The organism is Halalkaliarchaeum sp. AArc-CO, assembly GCF_024972735.1.
In the GTDB taxonomy this organism is placed as follows: Archaea; Halobacteriota; Halobacteria; order Halobacteriales; family Haloferacaceae; genus Halalkaliarchaeum.
In genome coordinates this window covers 271,031-287,224 of the sequence record NZ_CP087723.1, presented here as the reverse complement: position 1 = coordinate 287,224, position 16,194 = coordinate 271,031, and the positions used below count along the sequence as shown (strand labels likewise).

The following is a 16,194-nucleotide window of genomic DNA, read 5'->3' as shown; positions in this document are numbered from 1 at the left end:
AACGGCTGACGGTTCGCCCCTCGGGAACGGCGAGGTTTTTGTCTCCCCGGCGTGCAGCCTCCGACGTGACGTTCAGCATCTGCGTTCGGGAACCGTACACTGACGAGGACGAAACCAGACACCACCGGTTCGGCGTCGCCGTTACCACCCGACTCCCCTGCGTCGGAACGCTGTGTCCGTTCGCGTCCGAACACGGCGCTGTCGCGACCCAGAGCCTGGTCAACGTCGAGCTCGGCCGGAAAGGGATCGACTACCTCGCGGACGGCCTCGCGGTGGAAGACGCCCTGGAAGCCCTTTTGAATGCCGACGAGGGACGGCCCCAGCGCCAGCTCCACGGCGTCGACGCCGACGGGACGTTCGTCTTCTCCGGCGAGGAGTGCCGGGATTGGTACGGCCACACAGCCGGCGAGAACTACACCGTCGCCGGGAACCTCCTGACCGGCCCGGAAGTGATCGACGCCACTGCGGCAGCCTACGAGTCGAACGCGTTCGGCGAGGACCCCCTCGCGGCTCGGCTGATCGACGCACTCGAGGCTGGCCACGAAGCGGGCGGCGACAAGCGGACGGATCTCCCGGTCCAGTCGGCGGCGCTGTTGGTCGAGACCACCGCGGACGTCGAGGACGAGCCGACCTCACCCGACTCGATCGACCTCCGAGTGGACGCGAGTGAGACGCCGGTCGAAGACCTCCGTCACACCTACGCGTTGACGCTCGAGGGATGGCAGGACGCCGCCGAGAAGTACGATGACGGCAACGACGACGACAACGAGTGACGACAACGAGTGACGGCGACGACGACAACGAGTGACGACAACGAGTGACGGCGACGACGACGGAACGGCTCAAACCGAGAACTCGAACAGTTCGTCGCCGACGTGGTGGATCGACTCAACGACCTTCCCGGAGTCGCCGCGCATGTCGGCGCCGTCGACGAGCGCGCGCCCGACAGCGAGCACCTTTCCGTGGGTCTCTTCGGCGATGACGACGAGGTCCCCCTCTTCGATCGCTTCGTCGGCCTCCACGATCCCGGGGCGCATCACGTCGGCCCCGTTCGAGACGAACGACACCGCGCCGGCGTCGACGGTGACGATCCGACGTTCCGGCGGGAACGCGTTCGCGCCCTGGACCGTGAGGAACGGCTCGTCGTCGACGTAGACGACTGCCGGATCGCCGTCGACGAGCACCACCTCCCGCGGATCGTCCGTAAAGGAGACGCGTTCGAAGCTCTCCCGGTCGATCTCGACGCCGAGCGCGTCCCGAACGCTCGACTGGATCGCGTCGACCTCGTCGCTCCGGAGATGATGTCGCGATTTGACGTCCATACGTGCTGGATCGGCGCCCCGACCGATAAATCGACTGTTCCGTCGCGGCGTGATTCGACGGAGCGGCGAGGACCTACGCATCGGTGAGAGCCAACCATCCACGGTGAGAGACACCACAACAGCAAACGACGCCGCCGTGCCGACCAGGGTCACGACAAGCGCTAAGTATCGGGGGAGCTTCGATACTCGTATGTGGCGTTCGCGGACGAACCGGGACCGCAAAACCGTCGTATGCATCGCGTGCGGGACGTCGCTGCTCCGGACGGACGCCCGCGAGTACGACAAGGAGGGGGACCGGTGGGACCGCCACGGAAAGGAGTTCGAGCACCTCTGTAAGGAGTGTCACGACGGGCTGTGTCACCAGCCCCGCACCGAACTCGAGTCCCTGCTTTTGTCGATCGAATCCGACGGGCTCTCCCGGGAAGCGTTCCTCCGGCGGTATTACGACGCCGTCGAGGAGGAATACGGGTCCGCGGACGCCGAAGAGCGGTCCTGAACCGGTTCCGGTTCGGGACCTGTCGGCCGTCCCCGACGACACGTCTTTTTACCCCCGTCACCGTTGTACCCGGTATGTCGGACGAACAGGCCGCCGCCGGCACCGCGGAGGGGCAAGGCCCGGTGAAGATCACCGAGGAGATGGCAGAGCGGCTCGAGGACAAACGCGAGGAACTCTTCGAGGAGTTCGAGATCCGGGACGGCTTTCCGATCGAGGTGAAACGGGAGGCGGAAGCGCGAAGCGACGGCATCGAAGACGAAATCGAAGCGGAACTGGACGATCGGCAGGATCTCCGGGACCTCACGACGTGGACGACCGACCCGATCGACGCACAGGACTTCGACGACGCCATCAGCATCGAGAAAAACGAGGAGACCTACCACCTCTGGGTACACATCGCGGACGTCACCCACTACGTCACTCCGGAGACGACGATGTGGGAGGAAGCCGTCCAGCGGAGCAACACCGTCTACCTTCCGGCGTACACGATTCACATGCTCCCCTCGGTGCTCGCCGAGACCGTCTGTTCGCTCGTTCCCGACGAGGACCGCCTCGCCCACACCGTCGAGATGGTGCTGGATCGGGAGACGCTCTCCTTCGAGTCGATCGACATCTACAAGTCGGTGATCCGAAGCGACGAACGGCTGACGTACACCCAGTGTGAAAACCGCCTCGACGATCCCGACGCACCGCTCCACGAGGAGAACGCCCTGGCGTACGAACTCGCCGAGCGGATGCACGAGCAGCGCAAGGAGGACGGCTCGCTGGTGTTGAACCCCCGTCGGGACCGGGCACACACGATCATCGAGGAGTGCATGCTGAAGGCGAACAAGGCCGTCACGCACGAGCTGATGTGGAACCGCGGCGTGGAGGCGATGTACCGAGTTCACCCGCAGCCGACCCCCGAGCAGTGGAACGACGCACTCAAGGAGATCCAGGAACTCGAGGGCGTCTCGATCCCGGGGGGCTCCTGGGACGATCCCCGAAAAGCCGTCAACGCCGCGCTCGAGGAAGCGCCCGACCGCCAGCTCAACAAGATCCAGCGGGCAGTATTGAAGGTGATGCCGCGCGCGAAGTACATGAACGATCCGTTCGGCGGGCATCACGCGCTCAACTTCGACATCTACGGTCACTTCACCTCGCCGATCCGCCGCCTCTCGGACCTGGTAAACCACTGGATCGTCTACACGAACGACGTCCCGGAGGACCTCATCGAGCTGTGCGACCGCGCCAGCGACAAACAGAAGGACGCCGAGACGTGCGAACGCATCTACAAACAGTTCCTGGAAGAGAACCACATCGACCCGTACGCGGTCAACAACCGGGGACTCGAAGTAGTCGAGGATCCCGAGGAAGCGACCCACGGCGTCTAGCTCCGATCCCCACCGTATCCCGCTCGCCGAAGGCGTTGCGAACTGCTTTTTACCGGGTGGGACGGAGTCACAGTCATGCTCGATTACGTGGACCTGGAGGCGGACCTCGGGGAAGAAGAGCGGATGATCCGCGACACCGCGCGACGGTTCGTCGACGAACAGGTCCGGCCGGAGATCGGCGAGCACTACGAGGCGGGGACGTTCCCGACGGAGCTGATCCTCGAGATGGGGGAGTTGGGGTTTTACGCACCGAACCTCGACGGATACGGGCTGGCGAACGTCAGCGAGACCGCCTACGGGCTGTTGATGCAGGAGCTGGAGGCCGGCGACTCGGGGTTGCGATCGATGGCGAGCGTGCAGGGCGCGCTGGTGATGTATCCCATCTACGCGTTCGGCAGCGAGGCACAGAAAGAGAAATGGCTGCCGAAGCTGGGAACGGGGGAAGCGGTCGGCTGTTTCGGGTTGACTGAACCGGAGCACGGCTCGAACCCGTCGGGAATGGAGACGCGCGCCAGAAAGGAGGGGGACAGCTACGTGCTCGACGGGAGCAAAACGTGGATCACCAACTCGCCGATTTCGGACGTTGCGGTCGTGTGGGCCCGGGAGACCACCGCCGAGGGGTCGCCGGTTCGGGGATTCCTCGTCGAGACCGATCGCGACGGGGTGACGACCAACGAGATCCACGAGAAGCTCTCGCTGCGGGCCTCGATCACCGGCGAAATCGGCCTCCAGGGCGTCGAGATCCCCGCGGAGAACCGGCTCCCGGAAGCCGACGGCATGAAGGCACCTCTCTCGTGTCTCACCCAGGCGCGGTACGGGATCGCGTGGGGGGCGGTGGGCGCAGCGCGGGACTGTTTTGAAACCGCCCGAGAGTACGCGATTGACCGCGAACAGTTCGGCGGCCCGATCGCCCGATTCCAGCTCCAGCAGGAGAAACTCGCGGAGATGGCGACCGAGATCACCACGAGCCAGTTGCTCGCCTATCGGCTCGCCGAACTGAAAGAGCGGGGCGACCTCCGCCCACAGCAGGTGTCGATGGCCAAGCGGAACAACGTCCGGATGGCCCGTGACCAGGCCCGAATCGCACGTGAAATGCTGGGTGGCAACGGGATCACCACCGACTATCCGCCGATGCGACATATGCAGAACATGGAGACGGTGTACACCTACGAGGGAACCCACGACATCCACACACTCATCCTCGGACACGATCTCACCGGGATCCCCGCCTTCGAATGAGTCGGTACCCCCGGTGCGCGAGAGACCACACGACGCGCAGTCGTGGTCGATCCGGCAGTTGACGCCCCGCACATCCATCGAAAACAGCGGCTCGTTCTCGACTGCCCGATCCAGGAAAAACAGACTCAAATAGTTTTATAAAACTTCTAAGGCCATTTGGAACGGCAATAAATGGTCGTCGAAGTGAACTAAAACGTGGAACAGATCGGAAACAGTCGTGAAAACGAGTTCGATCGGCGACAAACCGGGCGAATCGACGACAACGCTCGGGGGTTTATATGGGGACGTGGTTCCGTGTCTCCAGTGACGAAGGTGAACTCCAATGTCCGGCAGCACACAACCCTCCACTGATCGATTCCCCGTCCCCGGAAGCGCGGGGACGATGGCGGAAAGCGCAGCCAGCCGCCTCGGCGAAACGGTTCGCGTCCTCGCGTTCTGGGGTGCGATTCTGCTCCCGCTGGCGTACGTCCTCGCGTTACACGAGTCCGTCGCCGGACAGCGGGTCGACCTGTTTTTGCTCCTGCTCGCGTTGCACGTCGCCTGCATTCTGATCGGCCACGGACGAGCCCACAACCGGTCCCCACCGCTCGGGGGAGGTGAGTCCCGATGAGCGCCCACGTCTCAACCTCGAGCTCTCTTCCCGACTCCCCGAAAGCCCGGAAGCTCGCGAACTACCTCCGCGAAGAGGTCGCCGACACCGGCGGGGAGCTCTACTTCAAAAGCAAGTTCATCGCCGACGACGTCGATCTCTCCCCGAAGGAAATCGGCGCGCTGATGGCCCAACTAGAGGGAGGCGTTCCCGATCTGACGATCGAGAAGTGGTCCTATACGAGCGCGACGACCTGGCGCGTCGAGCCGCGTTAGCCGGCGGTCGACACCGGTGATCGACGCCGGCGCCCCCGACGAAACTAACTTGGTAGGGATCGGAGTTCACCTGTACAATGCGAATCGAGTTCGATCGCAACACCTGTATCGGAATGTTCCAGTGTGTCGACGAGTGGGGCGGGTTCGAAGAGAACGTCGACGACGGAAAAGCCGATCTTCCCGGCGCCGAGGAAACCGAGGAGGGGGTGTTCGTCCTGGAGGTTCCCGACGGCGAAGAGTTCGAAGCGGAATTTGCCGCACGCGTGTGTCCTGTCGATGCGATCGCGGTGTTCGACGACGACGGAGAACAGACCGTCTGATCACCGCGACAGCCGTCAGGTAAAATCGCCGAAGCTCAGCTGTCCGTCGTCTTCGTCGTCCGTGTTTTCGTCGTCCGTATTTTCGGCGTCCGTGTTTTCGTCGCCCCCGTTTTCACCGCCCCCAGTTGCGTCGTCCGACTCGTCCGCAGTAGAGAGCTCATCGAGCGTCGCGTTTTCGCCGCCGGAACCGGCGCTTTCGTCGGCCTCTTCCGCTGATCCGCTACCGTCGCGTTCGCCGTCGGATTCGTCGTCGCCGGCGTTCGGGCGGGTTTCGAACGCGCCCCCGGCGTGATCCTCCATCCGCTCTTCCCGCAAGCTCTCGGCGTCCTCGACGATCGACTGGACCTTGTTCGTCGATTCGCCGGAACCGGTGACAACGGAGACGTGTTTCTCCTCGAACTCGTAGGCGGCCGCCATCGCGACGGTGAGCTCCCGTGGCTTGCAGTGGTGCGTTACCGCCGAGAGGTACGGCAGGATCTCGCGGCGGGCCGTCGCCATGCTCGAGCCGTTCGCAGCCGCGATCTTCCGGACGACCTCCTCTGCGGTCGCGTCCGAGGACCGCCAGAACTGCGGGCGTCCCCATCGCGTCCAGCCGCCCTTGGTTCCGTTGCGCGAGGCGGCGACGCCGGCGGCGACGTTGTCGGTGACGTACCGCCAGTAGGAGTAGTCCTGGCTCGCGCGAACCCGGCCGAGCCAGACGTCGGCGTTCGAGAGGAACTCGTAGGCGCGGGCCGCCTCGTCCGTGTCGTACGCCTTCAGGACGTTCCCCTCGACCCACTTTGCGAGGTCGTCGGGCGTCTCGTCGACGTCGTAGCCCGACCGGAGCGCCTCTTCGGGCGTCTCCTCTTTCAACACCGCATCGAGGAACGGGAAGATTCCGATCGTCCGGTCCCGGTCGCCCGTAACGACCGCTTCGAGGGTGATCCGATCGCGACCCTCCGCGATCGCCTGGAGGTCGTTTACCGCCCCTCGGAGATCGCCGGCGTTGCGTTCGGCGATCCGCTGGAGCGCGTCGGGCTCGAACTCGACGCTCTCCTGGCGGCAGATGTTCCGCAACACGGGCACGATCGATCGAGGGGAGACGTCCCTGAACTCGATCTCCCGGCATGCGTTGCGCAGCCCACGGGACATCTCGTAGTAGTCGTTCGCGATCAGCACGATCGGCTGGCTGGCCTCCTTCACCAGCCGAGTGATCGCCCGGGCGCCCCCGCGGTCGTAGTTTCCGTGGATGTTGTCCGCCTCGTCGAGGATCACCAGTTGTCTGGAGGCGGTGTCGCCGCCGCGGGCGCCCCCGCCGGCCGCGCTGCCCGCGAGGGTTGCGTTTTTCGCCGCCCGTCCCGCGAACCGCTCGATGACGTCGGCGGTGCGCTGATCGGAGGCGTTCAGTTCGACGGTCTTCCACCCCATGTCGCTCGCGAGCGCGTGTGCCGCCGAGGTCTTGCCGACGCCGGGGCTGCCGTACAGGACGACTGCCTCCCGGTGGTCGTCCCAGTTTTCCGCCCACTCGCGGAGCTTCTCTCGGGCCTTGTCGTTGCCCCGAACCTCCGAGAGCGTGCGGGGACGATACGATTCAGTCCAGTCTGTCATGCGGCTTGAAGGGAGTTCGAGCGCGGGGCTCAAAAGACGAGCGGAAACGCCTACAGCCGATCGAGGAACGAATCGAACGCGCCGCTTTCGGGGTGAACGTGGGCATACGTCCCCAGCGTCCGGTGTTCGGTGAGCCCGTCGAGCCCGTCCGCGATGCCGTCACCCCGTTCGACCTCGAACGCGAAGCTAGCGTCACCCGCGACGTCGGCGCTGGAGTAGTGAAACTCGTGGCCACGGAGTCGCTCGCCGGGCGCGGCGGTCAGAGTTCCCGTCCGGGCGCGCAACTGGACGTGGTCGAGCGCCCGATATCGGTCGTGCATCCGGACCGCCGCCGGCAGGATCCCTGCCATGTCGTGTTCGGTCCCCTCGGCTGTTGTGAGCGTCTCGGAAAGCGCCATCAGCCCGCCACACTCCCCGAAGATGGGGAGCCCGTCGGCCGCTCGGTCGGCGAGCTGGTCGACCGCCGGACTTCCCGACAGCGCCTCGGCGTGGAGTTCCGGATACCCGCCAGGGAGATACACGCCGTCACAGTCGGGCACGTCGTCGCCCGCGACTGGCTGAAACGTGACGAGCACTCCGGCCTCCCGGAGCCGTTCGATCGTGGCCGGATAGACGAACCGAAACGCCGCGTCGCGGGCGACGGCGACGCTGGGGCCGTCCCCGGACGGCCGAGACGAGACGGGGGAGGCTGTGTCGGGCCGGGGTGGCTCCCGCGCGGTCTCGAGGAGCCGATCCGCCTCGAGGTGGTCTGCCGCGGCATCGAGTGCCGACTGCGGGAGTGGGGACTCCTCGCCCATGTGCAACCCCAGATGGCGGTCCGGGATCTCCAGGTCCTCCTGTGGCGGAATTCGACCGAAGTACGCCATCTCCTCGGGAAGCGCCTCGCGGATCCCCCGTTCGTGACGGCCGCCGTGGGCACGCTGTGCGATGATGCCCGCGACGTCGATCTCGAGACCGATCCGGTCGGCGTACTCCCGGAAGCCGAGCGCGGTCGCGGCGACGCTCTCCATGCCGGCGCTCGCGTTGACGACGAGAACGACCGGGAGAGACAGCGCCTCCGCGACCGCGGCCGTACTGGAGACGTCGCCGTCGTACAGTCCCATCACGCCCTCGACGACGCAGACGTCCCCCTCACCCCGGTGGTAGTTGCGCCGGAGCCCGTCCTCGCCTTGCATCCACAGATCCAGCGTCCGGGAGGGACGGCCGGCCACGCGTTCGTGGTGGCTCGGATCGATGAAATCCGGACCGGCCTTCGCGGGCTGAACCGCACGACCGGCGTTTTCCAGCGCCCGAATCACAGAAAGCGTCGCGACCGTCTTTCCGACCCCGGAGCGTGCCCCGCCGATGACGATTCCGTTCATGGCATGTGCCAGCTCTCCATTACCCTGTGGTTTGTACAAATGTACTTGAATCAGTCGATAACGTGTCTCACACCGCGGCAATCCTTTTTATACTCGAACGAGACCGGGAGGTATGTTCCCCGAACGGATCGAAACCGAGCGCCTCGGGCTCGAGTCCCGGACGCCGGAGAACGTCGACTACCTCGAACTGTACGAGTACTGTTCAGACGGCGACGCGATCGAAGAGGTGACCGAGCACGTCACCTGGGAGCCACACGCTCATCCGAAAGAGTCCCTCGATTTCCTGGAGGGCGGGGTCGACGGCCGCGAGGAGGGAACCGTCGCCGACTACGCGATCCGCCCCCGGGACGGGGAGCCCGGCGCGGGCGAACTCGCCGGCTTTTCCGGGCTCAGGATCGAGTGGGAACTCCGCCGGGCGGAGATGGGGATCTGGCTCCGCAAACGCTTCTGGGGTCGCGGTTACTCCCGCGAACGTGCGGGCGCACTACTGGACCTGGCACTGGGACAGTTGGATCTGGACGTCGTTCGGGTGACACATCACCCCGACAACGAGAACTCCCAAAAGGCAGTCGAACGGTACGTCGACCGCTTCGGTGGTCGGCGGGAGGGGCGGATCCGAAACGCTATCAGCTACGCCGACGGGAGCGTCCACGATCAGATCGCGTACTCGATCAGTCAACCCGAGTGGCGCGAGGCAGTCGACGCGATGGCGGAGCCACCGGCAATACGCTACGAGTGGGATCGGTAGCTTCCGGAAACCCGAACCCGGCTCATACTGAGTATTCTCGGCCGTACCCGGACGATCGGCGGGCCGGATGGCCGATCGACCGGTAAATCGCTACAATAATCAGTATCAGACGCCGTCGCCGCGCCGGTGCTCCCAGATCCGATAGGCGACGACCGCGAATCCGACGACAGTAAGCAGGATGTGTTCTCCGGTCTCTGCGAGATACGCCACGCGTTCGGGGTCCTCATCGGGACTGGGCGCCGGTGACGGGTCGACGGCGGTCGTGTAGTGGACGTCGCCGGAGCCGCCGCGCTGGGTGGTGCCGTCGTCCCCGAGGTCGATCACGTCCTGCACGAACCCTCGCTGGTCGGAAACGAGTAGCTCCCCGGAGAAATCGTACAGCTGGTCGTGGAGCGGCCAGAACAGGTTGACGCCGTTGTAGAAGGCGTCCAGCAGGATGTGACCGAACGTGATCGCGACGATCGTCACCCAGCCGACTCGCCAGCCGTATTCCCCCCATCGAGAGAGCACGAACGACTCCGCCCGGAACTTCACATCCCACGCGAGCAGCGCGAACGCCCCGAGCGGGAGCCAGATGTTGTGCAATGCGGCCCGATGTGTCCCCGACCAGTAGACGGCCAGCAACGCATCGAGATCGAGGGCAGCGCTGGCGACCAGTACGAGGAGGATCGCCTTCGTGTCGAAGTGGTGTTGCAGCAGGGCACAGGCGATCAGCCCCGCGATCGCCACGTGTACCGTGGTCGGCGGCATGTCCGGGAATACGGCCGCAGGGATATCCGGGTTTCGGCCGGTTCGAGGCGTCGACACCGGAAGCGAACCCCTCGATCGTCCGTACCACCCCACAGTTATTTGTAAATTCCCGTTGAATCGTCGAACATACCAACGAGTAGTTCATTCATTTTTACACACTTTAATACAACTTATTTTTGATCAGATTTATTTAAATATTATTTTAATATTTCCCGAAAAAGGAGTTCATGTATGTCGGAAGCAAGCATCAGCGAATACCTGGCACAGCACCCCAAGATGATCGGCGTCCTGTTCACGATTACCCTGCTGTTGACGCAGGCCGGGAGCGTCGTGGCGAACAGTGGCGCAGTTCCTCAGCCAGGTCCCTAGATATCAGAGGGACCGAGTTCGTTAGACCAGTATAGTTTGCCGTTCACTTCTACGGGTATTGATTTCCCCGACAAGAATTCTGACAATTCCTGGCCCGGAAGTGTATAAGGCACACCCGTACCGGATCCGATGTGCATTATCTCATTTTTCTCATACATGAAAGTCAGCATAGTACCAACATTGTAATTCGATGTGGGATACGAGATTGGCGTGATCTCGAAGTCGTCTTCTCCCATCCGTTCGACCCGATACAGCGTCGGAACCCCATCTGTATTGTAACACAGAGACGCGCGACCGTCACCGATGATGCCGTACATCCCGCCGCCGATGACACTGTCTCGCCCCGCCGCCAACGCCCCGTACAGGTCGAAGCCGGCGTCCAGCAATCGGGCGAGCCGCCTGCCGAACCGTGTTGCAAGCGAGTTGTACACCTCCGCAAGTGTGATTACGCCGCCGCGGCTGCCGGCATCGACGAGCCCCCGACCCTGAGAGAACGACGTGCAGGCGTTGAGGAAGAACAACTCCACGCCGGTGTACTCGAGGTCGTGGAGGTCGAGCCAACCGTCGTGACACCGCATCCCCTGCTCGTCGACATGACCGACGTAGTGAAAGAAGTCGAATTCTTCGTGCAACGCCTCGCGGAGTTCGTCCGTCGAGAGATCGTACCGAACGTCGATATCGAACTCGAAGAAGTCACGGAACCCGTACAGGTCCTCGCTCTCCTCGCGCATCTCCGAATCGTTACAGACGACCAGGATCCGGATCCATTCCGGTTCCTCCTTTTCGGGCTTCGACTCGAAACGTCGTTCCAGTGACTCCAGCGTCGGTTTCCCTGCCCGAACCGGATACTGGTCGGCGATCCACACGTGTGTATCCGTATCGACCTCCGGCGGCGACACTACTTCGCTCGGGTTCCGTCTGCGTCGTTCGGAAGTGTCGGCCGAACGAGATCCCATGCCGAGCGCCGGTCGCGGCCCGTCCGCGTCCGATTCCGTGACGTTTCGGTCGGTCGTCCGGAAGAAGTCCCCGGTGTTCGCGCTCGAGGCAGTCAGTTCCTCGTCGGCCCTGGACGGATCGTAACTCCGGATTTGCGAGAGTTCCGCCACTGCGTACGGGAGGAACTTCGCGAACCGGTACGAGGGTACGATGTCAGTAGTCGAGTGCCATTCGAGGAGGTCGTCGACGACGTGTCCGGGAACCTCGAAGTACGCGCCGATCCGATCCGGAAGCGGAAGATCGTACAGATGCTGGAGATCGACGTCGATGCGTTCGATCAATCGCTGTGTTTCCCTGAGATCCACGTCGTAAAGCCCCGCCGTCCGGACCACGCAGTCGAGGGCGAACTGCCGCTCCAGGGCCCCCGCGGCGCCGTCCATCAGCGCCCGGGCGTTCCGGGGGGCGTTCTCGCCCGTCAACGGGAACCGATCCCCGTTCGCGAGGATCGCCGGCTCCGAACCGGGAACGATCTTCGCGCCGAGATAGTACGAAAGCGAAGCGACCGTGTACACCGACTTGACGTCGGGTGGGACTGCGATCTCGACGCCGGTCTCCGGCGGTTCGATGCCCGGCGGAGCGGAGAACTCCTCGCCGACTTCGAGCCGCGGCGGGTGACCGCGGAGCGTGGGAAACGATCGCTCCGGCGAGAACGTTTTAATTGCAGAGCCGAACGAGGAGACCGCAGTCATCAGGTCCTCGACTGATTCGGTCGTGGTGATCGTTCCGGCCGGACTGGAGTGAAGTGACCGCGCACCGATCCGGACAGACCGATTTCCGTCGAATTCGAGTACCGTACCCGGCTCCGCACCCTCCGAACGGTGGACGACGTCGAATGCGCCCTCGAAAGAGAGGTACATCTTCAGTGGAGCGCCCCCGATGTCGACGTCGTACGCACCCTCCGACACGAATGCATCGGTAGCCGGCTTGATCGTTCGAACGAACGACCCTTCGTCCCGATCGTACACGAACAGCCCGAAGTACTCCGGCACGACGATCCGGCTCGCCTCTACCTCGATTCCGGCAGTTACTGGAAAGGCGAACCGGTCCGCCGAGACCGGCCCGACCGCGCTTCCGTCGGGGAGATGCAACTCGAAGGTACGGTCTTCGATGTCGTCGACCGCTTCGACCCCCCGATCCGTGTCAGTAAATCGTACTTTTTTCATTCTCGTTCGGACTTCCCGCCGGCGTGGTCGGGTGTGGACGCCCCACGGTGTGTGAACCGTCGTTGCGGACTCTTCTGGGCGGAGTGTAAAGAATCAACCGGCGTCGGAACGAATAGTCATCTATATATCACTTTCGACGGGCGACGAACCCGGGGTTCGATACGCTTTTCGGCCCGGCTTGCAACGTCTCGTGTATGGACAACGGAGACCGGGAGGCGGCCCGGGCGGATCTGGCCCGCCGGATCGCCGGCGAGATCACCCTGAGTGAGGATCCCGGCGCGACGCTCCGGAAGTGGCGGACCGACTTCGACGTCTCCCAGACCGCGCTGGCAAACCAGCTCGACGTCTCGTCGTCGGTCATCTCCGACTACGAGAGCGGGCGGCGAAGTTCCCCCGGAATCGGGGTCGTCTCGCGGATGGTCGAAGCGCTTCTCGACATCGACGAGCGACGGGGCGGCGGACGGATCCGCCAGTACGCCAGAGTCATCTCAGCCGGCTTCGAAAGCGACGTCGTCTACGATCTCCGGGAGTACACCACGGCACTGCCGCTGTCGACGTTGTACGAGGCGATGGGTGCGACTGAAATCGTCCGTGGGGACCAGGACACTGTCAACGGCCACACCGTCATCAACAGCATCGCGGCGATCACGCGGCTCTCCAGCGAGGAGTTCTACCGGCTGTACGGCCAGTCGACGAACCGGGCGCTCGTGTTCACGGGGGTCACCCGCGGGGAGTCGCCGCTCGTGGCGATGCGAGTCGTGAATCCGACCCCGAACGCGGTGGTACTTCACGGGATCGACGAGGAGGATCTCTGGGAGTACGCGCCCGATCTGGCGCGTGTCGACGGCTTCTCGCTTGCCGTCTCGACGCGCGATATCGAGGAAATCCTCGAGAACCTCGAGGAGCTTTGAAAATCGACGAACGGACTACCCGACGATCGACCCCTCGAGCGTCGCGTTCGCCGGCAGGTTTCTCTGGACGAACGAGAGGATCGCCTCGGCCCCCTGGAACCCCTCCGACAGGGTGGCCAGCTGCTCTCCCTCGTAAAACAGCACGAGGGTGGGAACGCTCGTGATCGAAAACCGATCCACGAGGTCCATGTCCGTCTGCGGGTTGCAAACGCCGACGGTGACGTTCGTCTCGCGGTGGACGTGTCCCAAAACCGGTTCGATCGACTGACAGATCCCGCAGTTGTTCGTGTAAAACTCGAGCAGGACGAGCGGCTCGCGCGCGAGGAGGTCGTCGATGTCGTCGCCGTTTCGCAGCTCGATCGGTCGAGAGGGCGTGTCTTCGGTCATGGACGACGTAGGCGAGTCATAGATAAAAAGGCGACGCGGGACTGCACCGGTGCGAGGCTGCACCGGGACGGGAGAGAACTATTCCGAGAGAACTATTCGACGTACTCGTACTTGCGCTCGTTCATCCGTCCCCAGCCGGTGAAGGCGAACTCGCCGTCGGGCTGGGTGAACGCGTCCACCTCGACGTCCTTGTCGAAGTCGTGGACGTTGTGGATCTGTTCGTACTCCTCGAACGTCAGGTCGTAGCGGTTCTCGAGCTGCTGGTCGATGTCGAGCGCCTCGACTTCCTCCTTCCAGCCGGACTGTACGGTCTCCGCGTGGATCTCCGCCTGGGCGCCCGAGCCGTACGAAGCGATCAGCAGGTGCTCGCCCTCGAAGTCCCTGTCCGCGTCGGCGGCAGCCATCAGCGCGCTTGCACGGGCGATGTGAACCGATCCGGTGTACCAGTTGCCCACCTGCGAGGAGATCGTGAGGGTGGGTTCGATGACGTCAGCGTACCAGCTCCGGTATCGCTCGGTGCCCTTCAGCGCGTCCATGTACTCGCGAATGGCCTCCTCGTACTCCTCGCGGGAGTCGTACTCGTCCTCGCGGGGTTGGCGACCGATCTCCTCGGCGAGTTGGTCTTCGATCTCCGTATCGCGAGTGATGTGACGGTACGCCAGCAGGCCGGCCTTGCGAACCATCCCCGGGAACGGAGTGTGGAACGGCGCGTAGGCGAAGTCCGCCTCGTAGACGCGTCCGGCGACGGACTCGTAGTCCTCCAGCGCCTCCCGCATCCGGGAAAGGTACACCTGGATCGACCGCTTGCCGTCGACGCTCGGGAACTGCTGGTTCGGCTTCAGGAAGTCGGTCTCGTCCATGCTGCCGAACCCCTGTTCGTCCGAAAGCGCGAGGACGTCCGGATCCTCGTCGACGAGCATCGCGACCGCGCCTGCCCCCTGTGTCGCCTCGCCGGGATCGCCCCGTTCGTACAGCGCAGTGTCAGTAGCAACGACGAGCGCGGCCCGGTCCCGGTTGCGACCGGCCCGGATCCAGTTGTACGCGTCGTCGATCGCCTGTGTGCCCGAGACACACGCGAACTTCCGCTCGCCCTTGTTGGCGTGCCTGAAGTCGCCTTCAAACACCTGCTCGAGGCAGCCGGCGATGTACGTCGACACCGGTTTGGAGTGGTCGAACGCCGACTCGGTCGCGACGTCGATCCGGCCGATGTCCTCGGGTTCTAGACCCTTTCGCTCCAGCAATCGCTTCGAAGCGTTCGCTCCCATCGTGACGATATCCTCGTACACGTCGGGGAACGAGGAGGCTTCCAGGCCCAGTCCCTTGCGATATTTGTCGGGGTCTTCCCCCTTCACCGACGCGAACGTCTCGGGTAAGTCGAGTTTGAGGTTGCCGCTCCAGATCTCGATGGCGTCGATGCCGACGGCTGTCATGTCCGAAGGTTCACCGAGCGTCCATAAGGGTGTGTCGATGTGGGTTACGCCGATCGTCGAACCCGGACAGGAGACGGAGGGATGCCGGAAAAGAGAAACGCGAAAACGGGTCGTTCAGACCGTAAGGGAAAGGACCTGCACGAAGACGCCGAACAGGAGGGCGAAGGCGATCAGCGTCTTCGGATCGATCGTGATGGCGTTCCGGTCTTCGGCATCGAAGTACCGAACGAGACCGGCACTCGACATCAGTCCGCCTTGATTGCCGCTCATAAGGATCGCTACTGTCCGTGCCCGCCTAAACGTTTCGTTCCGTGTCCCCCGCGGTTCGACGATCGAAATAGTATTGTTCTATATCCACAATACTTTTCACAACAGATGCCGTAGACCGGAATGGACATGTCCGACTCCGTGGCCGAGATCCTCAGAAACGAGCTGGAGTGTGAGGGGTTGCTCGAGTGTTTCCACGGGTTGAACTCACTGGACGAGCGGTGTTTCCGGACGATCGCCGAAAGCGACGGGCCGCTTACGGTCGACGAGGTCGCCGAGCGGGTCGACCGGGAGCGATCGACCGTGTATCGCTCCATCCAGCGGCTGTACGACGCCGGGTTCCTCAGCAAAGAGCAGATCAACTACGACCAGGGCGGATACTATCACGTCTACAGGCCGGCCGAACCCGACCGCATCGCTTCGAACCTCCGACGGATGCTCAACGACTGGTACGCCCGGATGGGTCGGCTGATACACGAGTTCGAAACGAAGTACGGGGAACGAACAGGGAGCGGAAACAGGAACCGAGACGCCACAGGGGGACGAGACGGCAACGTCGATTCCGACCCGGGCGTTCGAGAACCGTACCAGAGGGGCTAACCTCACTGCTC

General features: G+C 63.7%; 19 protein-coding genes. 11 read left to right on the top strand and 8 right to left on the bottom strand.

The window, feature by feature from the left end; genetic code table 11:
* The first annotated feature begins 65 nt into the window (after window positions 1-65).
* Entirely contained in the window at window positions 66-773 is a 708-nt protein-coding gene (locus AArcCO_RS02175) for a DUF1028 domain-containing protein (RefSeq protein ID WP_259534761.1), read from the top strand.
* A 69-nt stretch (window positions 774-842) separates the two neighbouring features.
* Here the strand turns inward: AArcCO_RS02175 and AArcCO_RS02170 are convergent, their stop codons facing one another.
* Window positions 843-1,322, bottom strand: coding sequence for an RNA-binding protein (locus AArcCO_RS02170; RefSeq protein WP_259534760.1), 480 nt, complete (start codon window positions 1,320-1,322; stop codon window positions 843-845).
* A 190-nt stretch (window positions 1,323-1,512) separates the two neighbouring features.
* On the opposite strand from AArcCO_RS02170, the gene AArcCO_RS02165 reads away from it, so the two are divergent.
* The 6 genes from AArcCO_RS02165 (at window position 1,513) to AArcCO_RS02140 (ending at window position 5,614) form a co-directional block, all read left to right on the top strand.
* Complete coding sequence (locus AArcCO_RS02165; RefSeq protein ID WP_259534759.1) at window positions 1,513-1,818, top strand: DUF7562 family protein; 306 nt, start codon at window positions 1,513-1,515, stop codon at window positions 1,816-1,818.
* A 74-nt stretch (window positions 1,819-1,892) separates the two neighbouring features.
* Complete coding sequence (locus AArcCO_RS02160) at window positions 1,893-3,191, top strand: ribonuclease catalytic domain-containing protein (RefSeq protein WP_259534758.1); 1,299 nt, start codon at window positions 1,893-1,895, stop codon at window positions 3,189-3,191.
* Window positions 3,192-3,266: 75 nt separating this feature from the next.
* Window positions 3,267-4,430: an acyl-CoA dehydrogenase family protein gene (locus AArcCO_RS02155; protein WP_259534757.1), complete on the top strand. Its 1,164-nt coding sequence runs from the start codon at window positions 3,267-3,269 to the stop codon at window positions 4,428-4,430.
* A 322-nt stretch (window positions 4,431-4,752) separates the two neighbouring features.
* Window positions 4,753-5,040 (top strand): DUF8028 family protein, encoded by a 288-nt coding sequence (locus AArcCO_RS02150; protein WP_259534756.1) that lies wholly within the window; start codon window positions 4,753-4,755, stop codon window positions 5,038-5,040.
* Window positions 5,037-5,294: a DUF7123 family protein gene (locus tag AArcCO_RS02145; RefSeq protein WP_259534754.1), complete on the top strand. Its 258-nt coding sequence runs from the start codon at window positions 5,037-5,039 to the stop codon at window positions 5,292-5,294. The genes AArcCO_RS02150 and AArcCO_RS02145 overlap by 4 nt, the downstream gene beginning before the upstream one ends.
* 77 nt (window positions 5,295-5,371) lie before the next feature.
* Window positions 5,372-5,614, top strand: coding sequence for a ferredoxin (locus AArcCO_RS02140; protein WP_259534752.1), 243 nt, complete (start codon window positions 5,372-5,374; stop codon window positions 5,612-5,614).
* A 15-nt stretch (window positions 5,615-5,629) separates the two neighbouring features.
* On the opposite strand, the gene AArcCO_RS02135 is transcribed toward AArcCO_RS02140, so the two are convergent.
* Together AArcCO_RS02135 and AArcCO_RS02130 are read right to left on the bottom strand one after the other, a co-directional pair.
* A complete protein-coding gene (locus AArcCO_RS02135) occupies window positions 5,630-7,201 on the bottom strand; it encodes a replication factor C large subunit (RefSeq protein ID WP_259534751.1) in 1,572 nt (523 codons plus the stop codon).
* 50 nt (window positions 7,202-7,251) lie between these two features.
* Entirely contained in the window at window positions 7,252-8,562 is a 1,311-nt protein-coding gene (locus AArcCO_RS02130; protein WP_259534750.1) for a cobyrinic acid a,c-diamide synthase, read from the bottom strand.
* A gap of 112 nt (window positions 8,563-8,674) precedes the next feature.
* Here AArcCO_RS02130 and AArcCO_RS02125 point away from each other — a divergent pair, with 112 nt between their 5' ends.
* The gene (locus tag AArcCO_RS02125; RefSeq protein ID WP_259534749.1) at window positions 8,675-9,310 is read left to right on the top strand and encodes a GNAT family N-acetyltransferase; all 636 of its coding nucleotides are present in this window, start codon (window positions 8,675-8,677) and stop codon (window positions 9,308-9,310) included.
* Window positions 9,311-9,415: 105 nt separating this feature from the next.
* Here AArcCO_RS02125 and AArcCO_RS02120 read toward each other — a convergent pair whose 3' ends face one another.
* Window positions 9,416-10,060: a metal-dependent hydrolase gene (locus tag AArcCO_RS02120; RefSeq protein WP_259534748.1), complete on the bottom strand. Its 645-nt coding sequence runs from the start codon at window positions 10,058-10,060 to the stop codon at window positions 9,416-9,418.
* Between the two features lie 231 nt (window positions 10,061-10,291).
* Here AArcCO_RS02120 and AArcCO_RS02115 point away from each other — a divergent pair, with 231 nt between their 5' ends.
* A complete protein-coding gene (locus AArcCO_RS02115) occupies window positions 10,292-10,429 on the top strand; it encodes a DUF7503 family protein (protein WP_259534746.1) in 138 nt (45 codons plus the stop codon).
* On the opposite strand, the gene AArcCO_RS02110 is transcribed toward AArcCO_RS02115, so the two are convergent.
* Window positions 10,426-12,588, bottom strand: coding sequence for a CHAT domain-containing protein (locus tag AArcCO_RS02110; protein WP_259534744.1), 2,163 nt, complete (start codon window positions 12,586-12,588; stop codon window positions 10,426-10,428). The genes AArcCO_RS02115 and AArcCO_RS02110 overlap by 4 nt on opposite strands.
* A 194-nt stretch (window positions 12,589-12,782) precedes the next feature.
* On the opposite strand from AArcCO_RS02110, the gene AArcCO_RS02105 reads away from it, so the two are divergent.
* Window positions 12,783-13,499: a helix-turn-helix domain-containing protein gene (locus AArcCO_RS02105; protein WP_259534742.1), complete on the top strand. Its 717-nt coding sequence runs from the start codon at window positions 12,783-12,785 to the stop codon at window positions 13,497-13,499.
* A 15-nt stretch (window positions 13,500-13,514) separates the two neighbouring features.
* Here AArcCO_RS02105 and AArcCO_RS02100 read toward each other — a convergent pair whose 3' ends face one another.
* The 3 genes from AArcCO_RS02100 to AArcCO_RS02090 form a co-directional block, all read right to left on the bottom strand.
* Window positions 13,515-13,886 carry a thioredoxin family protein gene (locus AArcCO_RS02100; protein ID WP_259534741.1) on the bottom strand — a complete coding sequence of 124 codons (372 nt, stop codon included), beginning with the start codon at window positions 13,884-13,886 and terminating at the stop codon, window positions 13,515-13,517.
* Between the two features lie 92 nt (window positions 13,887-13,978).
* Window positions 13,979-15,316, bottom strand: a complete 1,338-nt coding sequence (hmgB, locus tag AArcCO_RS02095) for a hydroxymethylglutaryl-CoA synthase (RefSeq protein WP_259534740.1) — start codon at window positions 15,314-15,316, stop codon at window positions 13,979-13,981.
* Window positions 15,317-15,430: 114 nt separating this feature from the next.
* On the bottom strand, window positions 15,431-15,586 hold the full coding sequence (locus AArcCO_RS02090; protein WP_119821616.1) for a preprotein translocase subunit Sec61beta: 156 nt from the start codon (window positions 15,584-15,586) through the stop codon (window positions 15,431-15,433).
* Between the two features lie 126 nt (window positions 15,587-15,712).
* On the opposite strand from AArcCO_RS02090, the gene AArcCO_RS02085 reads away from it, so the two are divergent.
* Window positions 15,713-16,183: a helix-turn-helix domain-containing protein gene (locus AArcCO_RS02085; RefSeq protein WP_259534739.1), complete on the top strand. Its 471-nt coding sequence runs from the start codon at window positions 15,713-15,715 to the stop codon at window positions 16,181-16,183.
* Window positions 16,184-16,194: the final 11 nt, after the last annotated feature.

Bases quoted from the DNA above. Each gene is read 5' to 3' on its own strand.
- AArcCO_RS02160 (WP_259534758.1), top strand. From the start codon at position 1,893: ATGTCGGACGAACAGGCCGCCGCCGGCACCGCGGAGGGGCAAGGCCCG.
- AArcCO_RS02140 (WP_259534752.1), top strand. From the start codon at position 5,372: ATGCGAATCGAGTTCGATCGCAACACCTGTATCGGAATGTTCCAGTGT.
- AArcCO_RS02115 (WP_259534746.1), top strand. From the start codon at position 10,292: ATGTCGGAAGCAAGCATCAGCGAATACCTGGCACAGCACCCCAAGATG.
- AArcCO_RS02125 (WP_259534749.1), top strand. From the start codon at position 8,675: ATGTTCCCCGAACGGATCGAAACCGAGCGCCTCGGGCTCGAGTCCCGG.
- AArcCO_RS02105 (WP_259534742.1), top strand. From the start codon at position 12,783: ATGGACAACGGAGACCGGGAGGCGGCCCGGGCGGATCTGGCCCGCCGG.
- AArcCO_RS02100 (WP_259534741.1), bottom strand. From the start codon at position 13,886: ATGACCGAAGACACGCCCTCTCGACCGATCGAGCTGCGAAACGGCGAC.
- AArcCO_RS02120 (WP_259534748.1), bottom strand. From the start codon at position 10,060: ATGCCGCCGACCACGGTACACGTGGCGATCGCGGGGCTGATCGCCTGT.
- AArcCO_RS02155 (WP_259534757.1), top strand. From the start codon at position 3,267: ATGCTCGATTACGTGGACCTGGAGGCGGACCTCGGGGAAGAAGAGCGG.
- AArcCO_RS02090 (WP_119821616.1), bottom strand. From the start codon at position 15,586: ATGAGCGGCAATCAAGGCGGACTGATGTCGAGTGCCGGTCTCGTTCGG.
- AArcCO_RS02135 (WP_259534751.1), bottom strand. From the start codon at position 7,201: ATGACAGACTGGACTGAATCGTATCGTCCCCGCACGCTCTCGGAGGTT.
- hmgB (WP_259534740.1), bottom strand. From the start codon at position 15,316: ATGACAGCCGTCGGCATCGACGCCATCGAGATCTGGAGCGGCAACCTC.
- AArcCO_RS02150 (WP_259534756.1), top strand. From the start codon at position 4,753: ATGTCCGGCAGCACACAACCCTCCACTGATCGATTCCCCGTCCCCGGA.
- AArcCO_RS02110 (WP_259534744.1), bottom strand. From the start codon at position 12,588: ATGAAAAAAGTACGATTTACTGACACGGATCGGGGGGTCGAAGCGGTC.
- AArcCO_RS02170 (WP_259534760.1), bottom strand. From the start codon at position 1,322: ATGGACGTCAAATCGCGACATCATCTCCGGAGCGACGAGGTCGACGCG.
- AArcCO_RS02145 (WP_259534754.1), top strand. From the start codon at position 5,037: ATGAGCGCCCACGTCTCAACCTCGAGCTCTCTTCCCGACTCCCCGAAA.
- AArcCO_RS02085 (WP_259534739.1), top strand. From the start codon at position 15,713: ATGTCCGACTCCGTGGCCGAGATCCTCAGAAACGAGCTGGAGTGTGAG.
- AArcCO_RS02165 (WP_259534759.1), top strand. From the start codon at position 1,513: ATGTGGCGTTCGCGGACGAACCGGGACCGCAAAACCGTCGTATGCATC.
- AArcCO_RS02130 (WP_259534750.1), bottom strand. From the start codon at position 8,562: ATGAACGGAATCGTCATCGGCGGGGCACGCTCCGGGGTCGGAAAGACG.